Source organism: Pseudoalteromonas sp. OF7H-1 (genome assembly GCF_022347825.1).
GTDB classification, from domain to species: domain Bacteria; phylum Pseudomonadota; class Gammaproteobacteria; order Enterobacterales; family Alteromonadaceae; genus Pseudoalteromonas; species Pseudoalteromonas maricaloris.
This window is the reverse complement of record NZ_JAKRFX010000002.1, coordinates 42,550-60,771: the sequence shown is the minus strand read 5'-3', so window position 1 is coordinate 60,771 and position 18,222 is coordinate 42,550. Positions and strand designations below refer to the sequence as shown.

17 protein-coding genes are annotated in these 18,222 nt (G+C 46.3%); 4 read left to right on the top strand and 13 right to left on the bottom strand.

Annotation, left to right across the window (positions count from 1 at the left end; translation table 11 throughout):
* Positions 1-12: 12 nt before the first annotated feature.
* The 4 genes from MHN30_RS02505 (at position 13) to MHN30_RS02490 (ending at position 5,847) form a co-directional block, all read left to right on the top strand.
* Positions 13-720, top strand: a complete 708-nt coding sequence (locus MHN30_RS02505) for an ABC transporter ATP-binding protein (protein WP_039491072.1) — start codon at positions 13-15, stop codon at positions 718-720.
* Positions 717-3,104 (top strand): FtsX-like permease family protein, encoded by a 2,388-nt coding sequence (locus MHN30_RS02500; protein WP_239357816.1) that lies wholly within the window; start codon positions 717-719, stop codon positions 3,102-3,104. Before MHN30_RS02505 ends, MHN30_RS02500 begins: the two co-directional genes overlap by 4 nt.
* 68 nt (positions 3,105-3,172) lie before the next feature.
* Positions 3,173-4,543, top strand: a complete 1,371-nt coding sequence (locus MHN30_RS02495; RefSeq protein ID WP_239357806.1) for a sigma-54 dependent transcriptional regulator — start codon at positions 3,173-3,175, stop codon at positions 4,541-4,543.
* An 8-nt stretch (positions 4,544-4,551) separates the two neighbouring features.
* Positions 4,552-5,847 carry an ATP-binding protein gene (locus MHN30_RS02490; RefSeq protein WP_239357798.1) on the top strand — a complete coding sequence of 432 codons (1,296 nt, stop codon included), beginning with the start codon at positions 4,552-4,554 and terminating at the stop codon, positions 5,845-5,847.
* A 27-nt stretch (positions 5,848-5,874) separates the two neighbouring features.
* Here the strand turns inward: MHN30_RS02490 and MHN30_RS02485 are convergent, their stop codons facing one another.
* From MHN30_RS02485 to MHN30_RS02430, 13 genes are all read right to left on the bottom strand, one after another.
* Positions 5,875-7,014: a PAS domain S-box protein gene (locus MHN30_RS02485; RefSeq protein ID WP_069020233.1), complete on the bottom strand. Its 1,140-nt coding sequence runs from the start codon at positions 7,012-7,014 to the stop codon at positions 5,875-5,877.
* 105 nt (positions 7,015-7,119) lie between these two features.
* Entirely contained in the window at positions 7,120-8,199 is a 1,080-nt protein-coding gene (locus MHN30_RS02480; RefSeq protein ID WP_239357788.1) for a tryptophan 7-halogenase, read from the bottom strand.
* A gap of 11 nt (positions 8,200-8,210) precedes the next feature.
* Positions 8,211-10,139 (bottom strand): LodA/GoxA family CTQ-dependent oxidase, encoded by a 1,929-nt coding sequence (locus MHN30_RS02475; protein WP_239357779.1) that lies wholly within the window; start codon positions 10,137-10,139, stop codon positions 8,211-8,213.
* Between the two features lie 272 nt (positions 10,140-10,411).
* Positions 10,412-11,422, bottom strand: coding sequence for a contractile injection system protein, VgrG/Pvc8 family (locus tag MHN30_RS02470; RefSeq protein WP_239357770.1), 1,011 nt, complete (start codon positions 11,420-11,422; stop codon positions 10,412-10,414).
* A gap of 1 nt (position 11,423) precedes the next feature.
* On the bottom strand, positions 11,424-11,639 hold the full coding sequence (locus tag MHN30_RS02465) for a tail protein X (protein WP_128728003.1): 216 nt from the start codon (positions 11,637-11,639) through the stop codon (positions 11,424-11,426).
* 25 nt (positions 11,640-11,664) lie between these two features.
* Entirely contained in the window at positions 11,665-12,096 is a 432-nt protein-coding gene (locus MHN30_RS02460) for a phage tail protein (protein WP_010378403.1), read from the bottom strand.
* Between the two features lie 14 nt (positions 12,097-12,110).
* Positions 12,111-15,269 (bottom strand): phage tail protein, encoded by a 3,159-nt coding sequence (locus MHN30_RS02455; RefSeq protein ID WP_239357768.1) that lies wholly within the window; start codon positions 15,267-15,269, stop codon positions 12,111-12,113.
* Between the two features lie 124 nt (positions 15,270-15,393).
* The gene (locus MHN30_RS23780; RefSeq protein WP_017218950.1) at positions 15,394-15,519 is read right to left on the bottom strand and encodes a hypothetical protein; all 126 of its coding nucleotides are present in this window, start codon (positions 15,517-15,519) and stop codon (positions 15,394-15,396) included.
* 5 nt (positions 15,520-15,524) lie between these two features.
* Positions 15,525-15,782, bottom strand: a complete 258-nt coding sequence (locus MHN30_RS02450) for a phage tail assembly protein (RefSeq protein ID WP_010378399.1) — start codon at positions 15,780-15,782, stop codon at positions 15,525-15,527.
* Positions 15,783-15,785: 3 nt separating this feature from the next.
* Positions 15,786-16,295 carry a phage major tail tube protein gene (locus tag MHN30_RS02445; protein WP_010378397.1) on the bottom strand — a complete coding sequence of 170 codons (510 nt, stop codon included), beginning with the start codon at positions 16,293-16,295 and terminating at the stop codon, positions 15,786-15,788.
* Positions 16,295-17,458 carry a phage tail sheath subtilisin-like domain-containing protein gene (locus tag MHN30_RS02440; RefSeq protein WP_045988655.1) on the bottom strand — a complete coding sequence of 388 codons (1,164 nt, stop codon included), beginning with the start codon at positions 17,456-17,458 and terminating at the stop codon, positions 16,295-16,297. Before MHN30_RS02440 ends, MHN30_RS02445 begins: the two co-directional genes overlap by 1 nt.
* Positions 17,459-17,574: 116 nt before the next feature.
* Positions 17,575-17,910: a GPW/gp25 family protein gene (locus MHN30_RS02435; protein ID WP_017218947.1), complete on the bottom strand. Its 336-nt coding sequence runs from the start codon at positions 17,908-17,910 to the stop codon at positions 17,575-17,577.
* 6 nt (positions 17,911-17,916) lie between these two features.
* Positions 17,917-18,219 (bottom strand): PAAR domain-containing protein, encoded by a 303-nt coding sequence (locus MHN30_RS02430; RefSeq protein WP_239357766.1) that lies wholly within the window; start codon positions 18,217-18,219, stop codon positions 17,917-17,919.
* Positions 18,220-18,222: the final 3 nt, after the last annotated feature.

Genomic DNA, 18,222 nt, shown 5'->3' with positions numbered 1-18,222 from the left:
AAAGGAAGAACAATGAATAATAAACACGTTATTGAACTTAAAAACATCACTAAAAAGTTTGTCCTCGGCGGAATGGAAACACTGGCACTGCGTGGCGTAAACCTCAATGTGGCGCAGGGCGAATATCTGTCAATTTCAGGCCCATCAGGCTGCGGCAAATCAACACTTCTAAGTATTCTTGGTTTATTAGACAGCCCAAGCACCGGCACCTACACAATTGCGGGTAACGATGTCAGTAACCTTGACGTCAACCAAAGAGCCACACTAAGAAATAAACATATCGGTTTTGTGTTTCAGTCATTTAATCTCATTGATGAATTGAACGTCTTTGACAATATCGCCTTACCTATCAAGTACAGTAGCACCGCTCTTTCAAGTACTGCGTTAAAAGAACGGGTAATGACTTGCTTGGAGTTAGTACAAATGACCCACAGAGCAGAACATAAGCCCAATCAACTGTCAGGCGGACAGCAGCAACGTATCGCCATCGCCCGTGCACTCGCCAATCAGCCAGATATTCTGCTTATTGACGAACCTACAGGAAACTTGGACTCAAAAAATGGCGATGCGGTAATGAACATGCTGAGCGACCTAAACACCCAAGGCACAACCATGTGTATGGTTACCCACGACCCTAGGTATGCAGACATGGCAAAACGTAAACTGTTCTTGTTAGATGGGGTGATGGTGGATGAAATGAATTTGGAGATGGTGGGATGATAAAAGAGGAATGTAAGCTCGCACTGTCAAATCTTAGGAAGCTTCCGGGATTTAGTCTTACCGTACTTGTCACCCTAGCATTAACCTTAGCAGCGCTAACGGTAGTGATTAATATCAACCATAGACTGATCACGCAACCGCTTCCCTACCCTGATGCAGATAAGCTGTGGGTGACCGATCAAAGCGAAACCATTAATGGAGAAACCCAATATGGATTCCAACTGCTCTCCACCCAGTTTCAGCTATATCAAGATAAGCAATTTATCGACAAAATGACGATGATGCATTTCGTATCATCTCGTTTTATGGACATTAAGGATATGCCCACGGTAGACATTATTCGAGTGACTCCCGAATTCTTTGAGTTGCTAGGTACGCCACTGCATCTTGGTCGCGCGCTAAAGCAAGACGAAGGCGTCAGCGATGAACAAAAAGTTTTAGTCCTGAGTTACCAGTCTTGGATAACGCACTTTAATGCCGATCCAGATATCGTTGGTAGCTACACCTCCATAGATCGTGAGCGCTATCAAATTATCGGAGTAACGGGAGAAGCGTTTGAAGTGCCTGAGATCTTTGGTGGCTTTCCCGTTAGCGGCTTTAGTAGCTTTCCGGAGCCTGTCACCACCACCTCGCACTGGAATAACATCAGTAGCCAGTTTAACGGTATCGCTCGACTGAAAGCGGGTGTAAACATAGAGCAGATGAATCATGCGCTGGGCGAACAGATTAACACGCTTTACCAATCCCGTGAAAACGTAGCGCCTAACACGCGAATTGGCGCTCAGTTTACACCACTGCGTGACAAAATCGTTGCACGAAGTGATGAACTCGCCATTACCTTGTTGTTCTCAGCAACGGTTTTGGTGCTCATTGCCCTGACCAATGTGGTTAATTTATTTCTCTCAAGGGCTGCGCAAAAGCAGCGCACCATGGCAATTCAAGCGGCACTGGGGGCAAAGCCTACTCACATTTTTGTCAGTATGTTTTGCGAAAGCATCCTGTTAGTGGGCGCAGCCACTATACTCGGATTATTGCTTGCCGAGTGGTTGAATGTTTGGTTAGCAAACGACTTGAGCTATTTATTTAGTCGCATGCAAGGCTTAACTCTGGACTGGCCAACCATAGTGGTTGCTTGTGCACTGAGTCTGATAATAGCGCTACTCATCGCCTGGTTTACCAGCAAACAAGTAAACTATCATGCCCTGACAGATGCGCTACACAGCAGCGGTAAAGGCACTGGCGCGCAAATTTCCAAGCGTACTCGTCAAGTGTTGGTGGCATTACAAGTATGCTTTGCCAGTATTTTACTCTTTCTAGCGGCCAACAAATTAGTTCCCGCATACGCGCAAATGACTCATCCCACAGGGTTTGATACTGAGCATTTGTACTATGTTCGTATCGATGGTAGTGCCACAGAAATCGATAACTTTGAGCTTGGCAAACAAATCAAACAGCTTTTAGCCAATCAAGCGAGCATCGCATCGGTATCAGCAAGTTACACTTCACCACTACAAATGGGATGGCAAAACTATTTGTATGATCAAAATATCGCGCTGATCGGTATCGTCAGTTTGTCCTTTTACGACGAAGACGGTTTCACTGCGCTTTCACTGCCACTTGAGCAAGGAAGCCGGTTTACACCAATCATGGCCTCAGGCTCAGACAACAATGAAATAATTCTCTCAGCCTCACTCGCTAAGCGTTTGTACAAAGATGAAAACCCTATCGGTCAAACCCTCTATGCTGACAGAGAGGTGCCAAGAAAAGTGGTTGGGGTTGTGAGTGATATTTACGTGCCTACGGGCAACCGAGGCTATACCTTAGAGCGCTATTACTTGCCTGTCACAGAAGGCAGCACATCTTTTATTATCAAGGGGAATGCAGAACTGTCAAAAGTCCAATTAACTCATGTTCTCAAGGCCATTCATCCGAGTTTAAACTTTGCCTTTTTTGAGCCTGTTGATGACATGCTAACCCAACGGTTAAGACAAACTTGGCTGCAAGCAATGTTGACTGTCGCCCTATTAGCCCTTACCTTAAGTCTAGCTGGCGCTGGGATCTACGGCGTGCTCAACTACAGTGTACAAATGCGTCGCTATGAGCTTGGCATTCACTTGTCGTTGGGCGCACATACACACAAACTGATAGCACAAGTGCTCAAGCAGAGTCTAACACCGGTAATGATTGGCCTTGGAGTGAGTGCATTAACCGTTGCAATCGGATATGGGATACTGACAAAGATAAGCACAACTGCTATTTCCGTGAGCTGGTTCGCTGTTATCGTGACAATCCCTATCATGCTGCTGATTGCGCTCATCGCAAGCTATTTACCTGTGCAAAGGGTGATAAGGCAAGATCCCATTAAAGCGCTAAGAAACGAATAAGTTAATAATAACAACAGGAATGAGTAGGCAAAGCGTGGCGTGTAAACTCCCTTTGCCTACAACACACTATGCAAGGTTCAATTTTAATCGTTGATGACAAGGCCGATATCCGCCTTAGCTTACAGTTTTTGCTAAAAAACCACGGTTTTACCATTTTCCAAAGTAGTAGTCTCGATTGTGCCGCTAAGCAGCTCAATGCGCACGACATTGATATTGTACTGCTAGACATGAACTATGAGTTCGATACAACATCCGGCGATGAAGGTCTCTCTTTTTTGAGTCAGTATGCAAGCCAAAGTAGTGCAACCTTTATTGCGATGACTGCTTGGTCTAGCGTCGAACTCGCCGTCGAAGCCATGCAGCGCGGCGCCAAAGACTTTTTTGCCAAGCCTTGGGACAATCACGCTGTAGTATTGATGGTGAAAAAGCATTTAGGGCTAAAGCAAATCGCTGCAAAACAACAACCTGCTTCCCCCCAACAAACTACAGCTAAAATAGCGCCAAATGCAGAACCAGCTGATGCATTACTCTGGTTAAGCCCTACGATGCAAGCGCTAAAAAGCCAACTTGATCGCATTGCCAAAACCAAAGCGAATATATTGCTTAGAGGAGAAAATGGTACGGGAAAATCACAGATTGCCAGCTACATCCACCAGCAAAGTAACATCACAGGCAACTTTGTGAGCACCAATATGGCGGCCATTCCAGAGTCACTGTTTGAAAGCGAAATGTTTGGCCATGTGAAAGGTGCGTTTACTGACGCTAAACAGGATAGACAAGGTCGTTTCTCAATGGCTGAGCAAGGGACTTTGTTTTTGGATGAGGTAGGCACACTTACAGAGCCTCAACAAGCGAAGCTACTACGAGTATTAGAAACAGGGGAATATGAAGCTGTTGGCTCGAGCAAAACGCAGCATGCAAGCTGTAGAATCATTAGCGCAACTAATGCAGATTTAGAGTCGCAACAACAAGCAAGTCAATTTCGTAGTGACCTGTATTTCAGACTAAATACAATGGAGTTTGAGATCCCACCACTGCGCTTGCGTCGCACTGAGATAGTTCCACTGGCCGACTTTTTTATTCAAAAGCACGCAACGGCCTATGAATTAGACGTAAAACCTTTGTCTCGTGCAGCAAAAACAAGACTACAAAGTTACGCATTCCCGGGTAATATCCGTGAACTTAGTCATATGATGGAACGTGCGATTTTGCTGTGTGATGGCACTGAAATTGAAGAAAGCGCGCTTTCTTTAAAATCTGTGGCAACCACAGAGCAGAGTGAGCCCGAAATGATGACGCTAGATCAAGCCGAGCAAAAGTTGATTAAAATGGCGCTGTGCCAATGCCATGATAATGTGGAAGATGCTGCGGTTTTACTTGGGATCAGTAAAAGTGCCCTATACCGTCGCCTTGATAAGTTTGATATCAAAACGCGATGAGCTTGCCTATGAAAAAGCCTAACTTTGAACAGACTATCGAGATTTTTTGCCTGGTAATTTGGCTTCTGTTCACCGTGCTCAGCGCTTTTTTTATGGTCATCCTTGAGGCGTCAACACTCAGTGTTATCACCTACTTTATCCTTGTCCTTTGTCCGCTCGCATTGCTGTTGTATCATTTTAAACAGCGCCTGATACAACCTTTTTATCACCTCTCAACCACCATAGAGGCGATCAAAAACGAAGAGTATGGGCAGCGCTTTTACACCTCTGACAGCTCAGGCATTCTTCACAGTTTGCAGCAAGAAACACAACAATTATGTCAGCAGCTGCAATCATTCAAATCAGAGCGAGACCACCAAGCCATATTACTGTTCAGACTCATTGAACAACTGCCCAGCCCCATCGCGATTTTCGATAACAATACTGCACTGGTGCATGCCAATGAAGCCTTCTCAAATTGGATTGGCAAACCATGGCAAAGCCAGCGTTTATTAAAAGCGCATAAGTTTAGCCTTGAGTATCATAGTGGTCATTGGCACTTTAACCACCCCACCTTAGGTGATGAGTGGCAACTTCGCTATAGCGAACTTACCATTGCAGGCATGCAGGCGCACTTGGTGATCCTAACCGATGTGCAAGCGGTTGTCAGTCAAGCTCAGCGCGACGCTTGGCAAAAAATGATCAGAGTACTCAGCCACGAGATTCATAATTCTCTCTCGCCGATTAAGTCACTTGCTCAAACCTTGATAGAAATTCCCACCACGCAAGAAAATCAAGCCGATTTTGAACAAGCGCTTGGCGTGATTGTGCAGCGCAGCGATGGCCTGATGTCATTTGTTAATCGCTATGCAAGCGTTGCAAAACAGCATCAACTTCATATAGAAGCGATATCCATAAATGACTTACTAACACCGCTCGTAGGGCTTTTTGACAATCGCGTGAGATTAACCTTTGAACAGGACTTTACGCTGCAAATTGATCAAAGCTTACTTGAGCAGGCACTTGTAAACCTGATTAAAAATGCCTTGGAAGCTGGCGGTGAGCGCAATGCTGTTTACGTCAAAGCGTATCACAATCATAAATTCGCAGGTATTGAAGTACTCGATGAAGGGCATGGCATAAAGAACGCTGACAACCTATTTGTACCTTTTTACACCACTAAAGCAGCGGGTAAAGGGATTGGCCTCATCTTAGCTAAAAATATCGTTGAACAGCATAACGGAAAACTGAGCTTAACCAATCGTAAGGATTCGCAAGGCGCAATTGCTCATATTCAGCTTCCACTGGCGGCAGCGAATAGGTGAGTGTTCACCGCCACCTCTAGGCGACATTTATTCAGACATTTTAAGCATCGCAATCAACTGACGGCCAGCGGCAATGGTATTGGTTTCACCACTATAGATGTTGTCGCATTCTTTCGATTCAAACACTTCTTTAATCCAAACAAATAAATCTTTGTTAAACATCACCAGCATCTCAACGGGAATATCTTTATCGTGCAAATGCGCCGTTAAACATTCTGCAACCTCATCAATTAATAACGCGCCATCATTAAACTCAACACAAAAATACAAGCTATTAGCCAATTCTTTGTACAATTTTACAATTAGTTCAATACGTTGCTGTGAATATCCGTTGGCTTGAATAAGGCCAACTTCGGCATCTACCTCTTCTACGGCTTCAAGTAAACATGCAACATCATCGCCTTCTATCGGACACTCAAGCCAAAATTCGCTGGCAGATTCCGCCTCTTTTTGCAATTTACTTGAAAATGCTCCGAGGTCGTCTGGGCCCATATCGAAAAAAGCATCATCGAATAGATCATTGGCGGCTTCTGAGCGTAAATTACCGTTGAGTAATTTTTCATTTTTCTTGAGCTCTTCGAGGGTTTCATCAAACAACTCTATTGCCTCTGGCGCAATCTTTCCTCGATCTCTTTGGCGTCGAGCTTCAGGCCCAACAAATGCCTGATTATGTGAGATTTTAAAGTAAAACTTCTTAAAGACTTCTGTCGACTCTTGGATTTGTTCTGCGAGTCGACGCAGATTAGTTAAGTCTTTTTGCATCGAAATATAATGCGTCACCTCTCCTTGTTCATTACGAATAGCGGAAATATTCCACTCTACCGGATACATACTGCCATCTTTACGATAGTTAATAGAGGAGCCATAGAAAAAGCCGTTGCGCTCAAGGGCATCACTTAGCTTAGCAATAACGCTTTTATTACTTTTAGGCCCTTGTAAAATCGCAGGGGAATTGCCAACAAGTTCTGCGAGCTCATAACCCGTATGCGTACAAAACTTTTTATTGGCGTAGACGATGCGATAGCCATTTTCCCTATCTGCATCGGTGACAACCACCGCATGATGAGAATGCATAAGTACTTGTTTTAATAATTCTATTGCTGAGGTTTGCTTTAGTAACTGGCTGAAAAACAAGGTTTCTTCAATGTTATCTTGCTGGATAGGCATATAGCTTCCTTAAACCAAACGCGGCTTATTTATATACCTTTAAACAGTAGCTCAATTATCGTTACCTGCTACTTTTTCAGCATCAAAACAAAGCAATAATACGTGTTAACCGACTAACTTTGACCCCTCGTAAAAGTGCTGTCGATGCTCAAGGTAGCGCATCCACACTCTATCCATTTGCGACTGATATAGTTTTGCGCCATGTTTGTAATCCATGCCGTGCAACAGCAGCATATCCGCAAGTTGCATGCTGCTAGTCATGGCATGCAACATGCCTTGCGAAGAGAGCGGATCAAAACTCATGCTCGCATCACCCACCGCATACCAGCCTTTTGCTGCACAACTATCCAAACGGGCCGAATTTGCACTTACCATTGGGTGCAGGTGTGCTGTTTCTATATTCACCAAGTCCACTAAGGTGTTAAATCCCCTCACCTGCTTTACTTTGGCTAAAAAATCTCGAGCGTTGGTGATGTTGCACTTTTTGATCGCATCAGCGCAAGCCTGCCAAGAAAACACCCGAGGCTGCATATTAGGGTCGAGTGAAGAGCATGCCGCGCTCGGCGCACTATACCACCAGCCATTTTCTTCATCGCTTATCACCGCAAACTGTTTCGTCGTGGCAACCTCTGCGGTAAGCCACAGTGCCATTTGCTTATCAAACTGTTGTAGTTTTGCACCGAGTCGCCTCGCCAGATGACAGGCGCGACCGGTGGCATCAATAAGCAGTGTTGTCGTGATAGACATGTCAGTGTCGCAGCCTTCAACCCTAACTTGCCACCCTGATTGTGTTTGCACCACATCAGTGAGCTTTGTAGAGGATAACAAAGGGATACCACGAAGCACTAATTGATCACGAAGCTGCTGTTCAAAATGCTGCCGATGAATGTGCCACCCCAAACCATCGGGGTTTTTAACGTTATCCACTATGGTAGGCGATTCACTGCCCCAAAACGAAATCATACCGTGACAAGTGAGATGTTCCGGGCTTTGTAATAAGTGCAACAGGTTAAGCTTTTTGAGAATTCTAGACGCCGCTGGCGGTAAACACTCGCCCACTTTGTCTTTAGCTGTAGCGAGCTTATCGACTACTATCACCTGATAGTGGGGATGCAAAGCAAGTGCAGCAATGCATCCTGCAATGCCTGCACCTAAAATGACAATATCCGATTTCCTTTCAGCCATATTAGCCCTTATTATTTGCGATTCCGGCGGTGTGCTTTGTCGGTTTGTGACAAGTCAGGACGACAATCTCGCATGCTTTCGTTATTATCCGCAGCCAGCAGTTTTTCCGCTTTGACTGGTGTTAACCCTACTTGCATGGTGGTTGGAAAACCAGTTACGCCTTTTTCTGTCTTCGGTAATACCACCGCCAATTGACCAAACCCAGTGATCATACTGTTGATCTGCTCGATATAGTTGGTTGAAGGGCCTATCGGCAAATCGTTTAGCCACAGCTCCCGGTCATTAAATGCTGCTTGTCGCTCTGCAAATGGCTTTGTTTCATCGACTACTCGGTGATAGTTTTGCTCGCTAAGCATATTATTTGGCACTCGTGCAGGCCAAAAGGTCGGTAAATAAGGGTCGTACGCTTCATTGTAGCCATCGCGACAACTCGCGGTGTCTGTTTGCCAAGGAATGGCCATCCAACGTGTAATGCCACCAGCAACCTGCCCCGTTTTTAATGGGCCGCTCGAATGCAGCGCGATTTCTGATGTCATTTCCACGCCATAATTGGTGCCGTGGGTCGGTGCAGTATCTTCTGAATGTTTAAGACGGAAAGCCTCGCTATACATGCCCGCGGTACGCATTGGCCAAGTCATTTCACATCCAGGGTGGAAAGCATCCGCTAAACAGAACTCCATCGCCGCTTTAGTTAACATCTCTGGTTGCTCAGCAACAGGAATTTCGTCAATACTGGTTGGGGGGCGATAGCAAGGGTCGTAATCAGAATCAAATTCGCCATTCGACCATTGCTGTAACATATTCAACTGAATGTCTGTCAGGGTGACAAACTGCCTTGGCGAGTCATCGGCATCTACGCTCATCGCATCGCCGTACAACCAAGGCCACAACTGCGGTGCGGTAGCGGCAAATTTAGGATTCCAACTATGTTTTTCATCCGCTGTGGTGACTTTTTCTATCTGTCGAAAGTTATTAAAGAGATTACGTCTTGCTTCTTGCCATGTGCGTGAGTTGTCATTTAAACGGCTGATCCAAGTCTCTGAAGTAAAATCAAAGGGGCTATTCCAGCCAAACCCTGCGGCAAATCCCGCATTAACCCATTGTAAATCGGTTAACCTTTGGAAAATTGGCAGAATGTCTTTACTAAAGGAAGGCTTACCCTTAGGTGCAGGTAGCATCTTGGCGTCAACTGCAACCTGACGCATTAAATCCCACATGGTTCGCGGAGATTTTTGCATTGGCGCGTAATCTGGTGGCGCACAAATAACCCATGCAGATTTCACATCTAGTGCTTTGCCTTGATATTTCACCTCAGCAGTTATAGGGCCGTCCGAAGTATCATCGTACCAACCTTCATTATTACCGAACGTGATCGCCTCGTGGCCTTGAGGGTTTTCTGACACCCCGTGCCCACCAAGCATCAGTAAGCGGCCCTTATCATCGGTACGCATTTCGCCTAAATACACTTTTTTACCGGCAAAGCATCCTTCAAAGCGACTACAACCACACCCTGAAGCCATACCACTGATCTGCTGCGCCCCACCATCAATGAGCAAGCTGTTACGGTCGTTTACATTGAGGTTGCGTAGTAAACTCGGCTCGGCTTCAGCCGCCTCTGGAATATCCAACGCTAATTGAAACTCATACCAAGATGCTTTTTGATTAGCCAAGCGAGCATGCCAAATGATAGAAGCACCGTCGTCGCAAGTGAGTTCTTTAACGATGTTGCCCTCAGCGTCCAATCCATAAATACGAAAACGCGCAGCTTGGCGCTTCAACGCCCCCGTGCTATCGCGATAGTAATTCATATCTCTTGGAATGGCGGTATCGACCTCAGGACCAATAAAAAATTCATCTGGGCTATTACCAACCCGCATTACTCCAATGGGTGGGTATATCGCAGCTGAAACAATGGGATTTTGATTGCAGTGATGTGACATGTTGTAATCCTTTTTGCAGTGGTTCAATTCATGAAGCATTACTGCAGTGTAGAAGCTATTTCTGACTTACACCATTACATCAAATTACAGGTAGGAAAGAGGCCAGAGCCTCAAAATGAGGATGGCCCACATGGAGAAAGGGTATATCTCACCTATGATGGATGAGATAGAAGTACACCCTGTGCGGGACACAGGGAGAAAGGAAAAATTAAGGAAGGAAGCGCTCAACGCGATAATCGCTGACGCCTAATATAAAAAGTGTGGGATTTAACTTAACCTAATGCTTCGCATACTAGATAGCTTTTAAAGCCGGCGTGATTAATTACATGTTTGACCTCACAGACAAACCAGTCACCATTGAGGTTATCATCAACCTCTTCGATAGTTATCACGCCACCTGCTAATAAATTAGGGTCGCCAACCACACAAAGCTGCACACTGGTATGCGCTCGATTTAAACGCTGTAACATGGCCGTCGCCGCGGTTTGTGCTTCCGCCTCGTTAGGGTAAACGTAAGAGAGTGTGGTGTTTGGCGAACCGCCACCGACACTTACCAATGTTTTTTGCGCTAATGCTTTATCGTAAAAATACGCCTGCACCCCTTTAACTAACTTGTTGTGATTAGCATTAAGCTGCCATGAAACCAGCTGCTTTTTACTTACCGTCACGCTAGGTAAAGATTTGCCAGTCAACGACTTTCCGGTGCCTTTAGCCATAAAGATAAGCTTGTCATCCGCAATCTTCATGATTGCATCAAACTGCACAGCAAGCTTGCTTAGCAATTGCATATCGCTTTCACTTTGCTCAATGTGCGGTATTTCTCGGCCCTGAAAAGCATCGCCTATTTTTGCCTGTAGCCCATACTCACCAGCAATGTCTTGAATAAGTTTGTCCAGCATCAGCGGCTCATCCTTCCCCCGCTCTGGCCAAGAGCGTATTTTTAACGCCTTAAAATCTTGATCCCAAAGTACTTTATTACCATAAAACGTCAACGAGCGATTGGGGCCTGTCAACTCATAAGCACCTACTTCGAAAATACCTAATTTGGTTGAAGGAGCACTCTGATCTTTGGTGCCTTCTTTATATCCCATCGCAATTTCTAGTTGATCCGTTGGTGCGGGTAAGGCAATGGGCGCGTCAGCCAAATTGTCAAATCGTACATAGCAGGTATCACTCGCCAGTCCCGTGCGTGTTGTAACACTAAGCTCAGCCAAGCGGTTCTTCAGTGTTTTTGATACCTCATTGCCATTTGCTTTAATAGAATAATGCGGTTGTAAGTCCATATTAATCCCAAATATTGATCACTTTAGACGCAGTAGGTTTTGCGATTTCGGGAAGAAAAATACTGATCTGCTCCGAATAAATTGGCCCAAGCTCTGCCAAGCCATGATTGGCTTCTAGCACCTTTTCTACCATGCCACTACTGCGGCCATAGTGCTTAAAACAGATGAGATCGAGACAATCGCCATCTCGCGTAATATAAGTTACCCCTTTGCTCATAACGACTCCTTAGCACCCAGCGCGCTTAATAGCGGCTGAGCTCCATTGAAAATTGAATTTCTCGTGGGATCCCATCATTAAAAAATAAGGTCCGCGTTTCACTTATCCGCTTGATGACCCACTTACCCATCACGCGCCCTACGCTTGGACTAGATTTCCCACTTTCTTCAACATAGCCAAGCGTCATCGGCTCCCCTTTGGCGGCTTCATCTCTCATCATGTCTAACTGCTTCAAGCCGTTATCCACAATTTGCGGGAAGATCACCCCTTCAATGTTTAAGGTTTGCTCTCCTACGCCAATAAATTGCATCGGCGGAGAATCCTTATCAGTCTGAGATTTGTGGGCTTCCCAGCGATATTGAGAATCGTACTGGAGCTTATTAAACGCTGCGGTGCTTACTGAGAACTTGTAGTCTCCCAGTTGCATCATATGTTTAGCATGATTAACTTTGCTCATTTAGTCCTCTATCGTTATGCCACTTGATTGTAATATCGAGCACTAAGCTCTTGCTCTGCTTGTTGCTGCTGCTGATCCAGCATTTGCTTCACTTGCTGCGCAACCTCATAAGCCTGTTGGCCATCTTTTGCATTGACTGTAATATTAGCGTTCACCGTTACCGATGCTGCGCTCGATTGCGGCGCAGATGAATATTCAGACGCTTTATTCGCACTCGCATTCAGTTGATTTAAACTATTTAGATCCGGTGCTTTAGCCTCATTGGTAGCTGATGTTTTGTCCTCGCTAAACCAACCTTTAATGGCATCACCAACCATGTTGTTGGTAAGGTAACCCGCCATAGGGGCCGCCATTCTCACATAGGGATTTTTGCTTTTTGACAGTGCACCAGATACCGCGTCGGCAGAAAACATGCCGCCTAGCGTGCTACCAATGCCAGCCGCCTTTTCTTTAACAGAAAGCCCATCATTATTGAGCGTTTCCCATACCGTGTGTGCGTTTAGCGCTCTGCCTGCCAAATCACCCGCCTTGCTGACGCCGTGTATTTTGCCGGTTGTCATCCCCTGATTAGCAGCAAACGCAGCAGCCGTGCCGGTGGCTAAATTCAGCTCATTAATGACATTATTTTTAACAAAGTCGAGTGCGTTATTTTTTGTTGCTTCACTGTTTTGAGGCGTACTAATCGCAGCCGTTTTGCTGTCTGTTTGCGCAACGTTTTCATCGCCTTTTGATAACCAACCGCCTAGGGTGTCGCTAATTAAGCCCAGCGGCCCCATAGTGGCAAAACTCGTTGCGCTATCGAGCAAGCGCTCTGTCACCGAAGGGCTCGAGGTACCTGAAGCTGAGTCCTGAGCATCGTCAGAGAACCAACCACCAAGTTTGTCACCAAACCAACCACCGATTGACTCACCGCCCATCGCGCCGAGTGCACCACCGACTAAGCCACCGATTGCAGTGCCCACTACAGGAACAACCGAGCCAATTGCCGCGCCTGCAGCGGCGCCAGCGAGTGCGCCGCCCGCGCCACCCGCAGCCGCTCCAACCTGAGTGGTTTTTTCTTTAGTCGTTAACGTGTCATCAGTTAATGCAGTGAACGCATCGAATGCCCCTAACGCCACGCCAAGCGGTGCAGCCGCACGCCCAAGTAACTTTTTAGACCCCTTGAATAACTGACCAAGTTTGCCACCTTTAGCTGGAGAGAAACTGCCAAGCTTTTGATAACTAGCATCATTTGCGGCAGCCATCATTTTGACTTTTTTGGCTTTTGCTTTGGATTTTGCTTGCGATGCTTGATTATCTAACTGTGCTTTTACGCTGGGGGCTTTCCCGCCGTCCAACAGTTTCAAAGCGGGTTTATTAGCGCCTCGTTTGTTGCTTTTGCGCGGCTTGTGCTCGCGATCCGCCGACGTTTCTCGTTTATCCGCTAGATTAGAAGACCTAGCTCGCTTGTTACGCTTTCTGCCTCGCTTCTTGCGTCCTTTTTTACGCGTAGATTTCTTCTTCTCAACATCACTTTCTAACTCAGCAAACGACTCAGATAAATCATCGCTAATACCGTCTAATCCAAACTCACCAAATAAATCTGGTAAGCTGTTGGTAAGTGAAGATAGATCTCCCTTGAGAACGCCTTTTAAATCAATATTGGAGAGTAGATCAGCGTGTTGCTCTAGTACACTTGCCGCATCGTTTAGCCCAAATGCATTCAACAATTCGGGGCCAGCGCTTACAAGGGACTTGATGTCGCCCCCCAAAATCGCGTCGACATCCAGTTTTTCTAATGCCGGTAATGCGCTTTCGAGTACGCCAGCTGCACCGTCTAATTCAAATGCCTTTAGTAACGAAGGACCGGCCGCCATAAGGCTCGATACGTCACCGCTGGCAATTTGCTTGAGATTCAGTTGTTTTAAGCCAGGAACCGCAGCTTGTAGCTTATCCGCAGCATCGCCAAGTTCAAATGCTCTAAGCACTTCAGGTGCGGCATCCACTAAGCTGCTCAGCTCACCATCCATTAAGCCCTTAAAATCGAGTTTTTCAGCGATAGGAAGAACTGAACCAAAAGCCTGTGACGCACCTTGCATATCCAATGCATCTAATAATGCCGGAGCACTTTGTAGCAACGACTGGATATCACCATCTGCAATTGCGCCCAAGTCCAATTGTTGTAGCGCTGGCAAAGCCGCAGATACCGAGTTTGCGGCACCATCAAGTCCCGCCGCCTCAAGTAAGTTTGGTAATGTTGCGGCCAACGACCCCAGCTCACCATTAGCAAGCCCAGCTAAGTCAAGTTGAGCAAGCGCTGGAATTTCTTGCGCAAGAGTTTGGTTTAATGACTTAAGATCAACGGCTTCTAGCAAGCTTGGTAAAGCCTGCTGCAAACTTTGTAAATCGCCTTGAATAAGTCCTGGAATATCCAATTGGTTCACAGCTGGCGCAAACTGCGTGACCACATTTGCCGCATCGTCAAAGCCAAATTGAGTTAATAACGCAGGAGCAGCTTCTGTTAACGAACCAAGCTCTCCTTTGAGTACCTCTGCAAACTCAATATTGCTCAACAAATTGCCTGTTTCGAGCAGCTGCTTTGGCAAAGCAGCCAAATCTAAACTCGATGCAAATTCCGGCAAAGCTTGACCCAGTGACGCTGCATCTAGGCAAAATTGCTGCTGAGCATCGATTACAGATTGACCTTGCTTGGATGCATTTGTCGCCGCAGTCACGGCTGGTGCAACGGAAATTGCGTTAAAAAGTGAAGGAACGTGTTCGGCTAATGCCGCCAATTCAACTTGTACGGTTTGGCTTGCGGCGCTGAAATCTAGTTCAGCAACCCGTTCAGACAAGCCGCTTATCGCATGCTGTAAAGAATCGGGCAACGCCAACATGACCTGCTCAGCTTGCTGCACCAGCTGGCTACTAGGCACAGCATTTTCACCAGTGGCAGGTGCCTGAAACTCAGGTACTGAGAATGAAGCCTGTGGACTTAACACCGCGCTGGCATTAAGTTGAGTCATGATGGAGATTAATTGCTGGATCTGCGCACTAGTCGCTGAATTGGCATTGAGCTTTGCAACTAGACTACCTAAATGTGCAACTTGGTTAGCAAGCGAAGTTACCTGTGGCAACTTATTTTTGACTTTGTTCGCCTCTCGTGAACGAACCTGTTTACCTTGTTTTGTCATGGCGTTACCTGAGGAAAATAGAGAAAAGTGAAACGCTTTAGCTTAAGCTGAGGCCTAAGCTAAAGCGTCTAAAAGTATGGAAATGCGCCCCTTAAAGGGTTAAGGGGCGGTTGCGGTCATCGGTTTAGCCCGCTTCTGTCGCTTGTTTGTAATCAAGCGCTGCTTCAAACCACTCGATAAGTTCGTCTTCGGTCAGCGCGTTGAGTTCGGCCAAGCCCCAGCCAGTATATTTGGCCAGAGCGATAACCATGGCTTTTAAGCGCTTTGGCGGGACACGAGAAAAGCTTGTAGCGTTTCTCGCAGCTTCACAAAATCACTCCAATCAAGCTCTTCGATGATATCTGGAGAAACTTCGCATAAGTGCGAGAAATAACGAATTTCGCTTTCAGACTCGCTGATATCCGCTCTATCCACCATTAACCGATCGCGTACTTTTGGTCGTCTCATAGTCAGTTCTGCATACTCATGCCCATCGACCGTAATTGGGAATGCTAAGGTAATGATTTCTTTCATGGATTAAGCTCCGATTGCTGCGCGAAGTGCTGCCATTTGGTCCTTACCATTAACGGTACGAACGTCGTTGTATAGGTCAATTTCGTAAATTACATCTTGACCGATCTGTAGCTTGTACTTCTGAATTGCATATTGCAGCGTTAGCTTAGCTTCCTCGCCATCTTTCCAGCTGCCCATATCCACTTCTTTGAAGAAGCCTTCAAGCGTTACCACCACTGGTACTGGCGCTTCGCCTTGCGCTTGGATAGCACCACGAGCCGTTAATGGCGTTGTTGCACCGCTCCAATCGCCAAGTAGCTTCATCATGTCAGCGTTGTATTCAAGTAACGTGATTGTGCCTTCTAGCTTTTCAAGTTGGCCAACATCAAGCTCAACCGGCGCTTGGAAACCCGACGTCACTTCACGAGTTTTTACGGTTACTTTTGGTAGCTGGATTTCATCAGCGATACCTAGATAGCCTTTACCGTCTACAAACAGCTTGAATTTTTTAAGAATTTTTGGAGAGATTGCCATTATACGATTTCCTCTAGGTAGTTGTTAGTTAGAATACTCTTGAAGGTGATGTGCTCAGCCGGTGTTGGCGGCGTGAAGTCAAAGCTAAAATACACTTTACCCGCTTGAATATTGGCCGGTGTGTTTAACTCTTCATCAGCCCAAATTTGACCGCCAAGAATTGCACCTTGTGCTTTTAAGCTATCTAGGTATGACTGAACACTTTGCGTAACATCTTCGATGTAAGTTTTGGTGATATTGCGGTCAACCGCCCACATGTGCGCACGCAGTAGTGAGTCGTTGATCATATCTGCGGTACGTACCACTGACAGGAATGCCCATTTAGGGTCGTCAGAACAAGTACGGTTACCCCAAAGCTTAAAGCCGTTTTGACGAATAATGGTCGACACTTCTTTTTCGTTCAGCATATTCGCACGTGCGTTAGCATCGCCCAGCTGGAAGTCGATAGGACGTGCAGTTGCCACAATACCGTTCATATTGGTATTACTTGGGCTCCACCAAAAGCCTCGGTCGTTGTCCGACTTAGCAATCATGCCCGCAACACGTGCACTTGCAGGTTCAACTTCTGTTTTGCCATCGCGGAATACTTTGACATGAGGGTCAACAACGAACACACGACGCGAACCAAAGTCTGCACGATATGTTTTTGCATCCTCATCGTTGGTGTTTGGACCATCTGCGATGATGACCGCACGAAGACGCTCAGCCACGTTCACAAGTTCTGTAATAACTGGGTTACGATTACCTTCAGGGCGTTGATGTGCATAACCAGGCGCCACAAGAATACGTGGTGTTACGCCAAGTACAGACTCAGCACCAAGGAAAGCTTGTACACCTTCATAAGAACCGTCTGCTGCCACACCGCCAACCATGTTTGACATGATTGCCGCTTCATCAGCACCATCGACACGAACCACAACGACTACCGCACCAGCTTGGTCAAAAATACCGTCCATTGCCGCAGGCAGTGTTCCTTCTGTACCCAACGGTGCAGCTTCAGCACGTTTACCAGCAACCAATACAGGTGTGTTAAGTGGAAACTTTTCTGGATCTGCACTAGGTGCAGTACCAATCACACCAATTACTGAGCTTTTTACTGTTTTGATTGGACGCGTGCCGGATTGCGCCTCAATGACTTCTACACCGTGTAGAAATTTTGACATAGTTATCTCCTTTAAAGACATGTCAGTTAGAGAATAAAAAAGGCCATACAAGCTGCCTTGTATGGCCCAGGGTCTGTTGACCTTATACCTAACGGATAAGGTGAATAAAAAATGACTTAGATTTGGATACCCTCGATGGTGACAGGCTCCCCGTTGATTAAATACAATCCTTTTATTTCGATAGACAACTTGCCCTCTCCTGCTGGATGTACCGCAACACCATCAAGTTGAAAGCGTGGTTCCCACTTCTCCAGTGCATTGGCGATGGTCATAGTGATATCCCCTACCAGAGAGTGAGAAAAAGGCCTATCTACAAGCTCATATAAACCGCAGCCATAATCGCGTCGCATCACGCGACTCCCAAGTGGCGTGGTCACAATATCGCGAATACTCTGTTTTAGATGCTCAACACCACCGAGCGGCTTGCCCGTTTTGGCATTCATTCCTATCATGCTGAGTTACCCTCCTACACTAAATGACGCGACGCCCGCAACTGCAAGCTTGCCACCACAACTGGCTGCATCACTGATCCGCGCGACCGCTTTTCCTGCAATGGTGAAGCTACCAGCACCGGCAACTATTGTGACGCCAACGTGTTTTACTTTTGGATCGGGTGAAAATACATGGTCACTGATGGGATCTCCAACCCTAAGTACTGGCTTACCTGCGACGGTAAAACTCGACTGTGTGGCACTAGCCGTCCCTGGTACAAATTGCGCGTGAACATTTGTCATATCGCCATCCACTGCTATCACTGGCATATC

Bases quoted from the DNA above. Each gene is read 5' to 3' on its own strand.
- MHN30_RS02490 (WP_239357798.1), top strand. From the start codon at position 4,552: ATGAAAAAGCCTAACTTTGAACAGACTATCGAGATTTTTTGCCTGGTA.
- MHN30_RS02450 (WP_010378399.1), bottom strand. From the start codon at position 15,782: ATGAAAGAAATCATTACCTTAGCATTCCCAATTACGGTCGATGGGCAT.
- MHN30_RS02500 (WP_239357816.1), top strand. From the start codon at position 717: ATGATAAAAGAGGAATGTAAGCTCGCACTGTCAAATCTTAGGAAGCTT.
- MHN30_RS02485 (WP_069020233.1), bottom strand. From the start codon at position 7,014: ATGCCTATCCAGCAAGATAACATTGAAGAAACCTTGTTTTTCAGCCAG.
- MHN30_RS02475 (WP_239357779.1), bottom strand. From the start codon at position 10,139: ATGTCACATCACTGCAATCAAAATCCCATTGTTTCAGCTGCGATATAC.
- MHN30_RS02430 (WP_239357766.1), bottom strand. From the start codon at position 18,219: ATGCCAGTGATAGCAGTGGATGGCGATATGACAAATGTTCACGCGCAA.
- MHN30_RS02465 (WP_128728003.1), bottom strand. From the start codon at position 11,639: ATGAGCAAAGGGGTAACTTATATTACGCGAGATGGCGATTGTCTCGAT.
- MHN30_RS02445 (WP_010378397.1), bottom strand. From the start codon at position 16,295: ATGGCAATCTCTCCAAAAATTCTTAAAAAATTCAAGCTGTTTGTAGAC.
- MHN30_RS02440 (WP_045988655.1), bottom strand. From the start codon at position 17,458: ATGTCAAAATTTCTACACGGTGTAGAAGTCATTGAGGCGCAATCCGGC.
- MHN30_RS02505 (WP_039491072.1), top strand. From the start codon at position 13: ATGAATAATAAACACGTTATTGAACTTAAAAACATCACTAAAAAGTTT.
- MHN30_RS02435 (WP_017218947.1), bottom strand. From the start codon at position 17,910: ATGATAGGAATGAATGCCAAAACGGGCAAGCCGCTCGGTGGTGTTGAG.
- MHN30_RS02495 (WP_239357806.1), top strand. From the start codon at position 3,173: ATGCAAGGTTCAATTTTAATCGTTGATGACAAGGCCGATATCCGCCTT.
- MHN30_RS23780 (WP_017218950.1), bottom strand. From the start codon at position 15,519: ATGGTTATCGCTCTGGCCAAATATACTGGCTGGGGCTTGGCCGAACTC.
- MHN30_RS02455 (WP_239357768.1), bottom strand. From the start codon at position 15,269: ATGACAAAACAAGGTAAACAGGTTCGTTCACGAGAGGCGAACAAAGTC.
- MHN30_RS02470 (WP_239357770.1), bottom strand. From the start codon at position 11,422: ATGGACTTACAACCGCATTATTCTATTAAAGCAAATGGCAATGAGGTA.
- MHN30_RS02460 (WP_010378403.1), bottom strand. From the start codon at position 12,096: ATGAGCAAAGTTAATCATGCTAAACATATGATGCAACTGGGAGACTAC.
- MHN30_RS02480 (WP_239357788.1), bottom strand. From the start codon at position 8,199: ATGGCTGAAAGGAAATCGGATATTGTCATTTTAGGTGCAGGCATTGCA.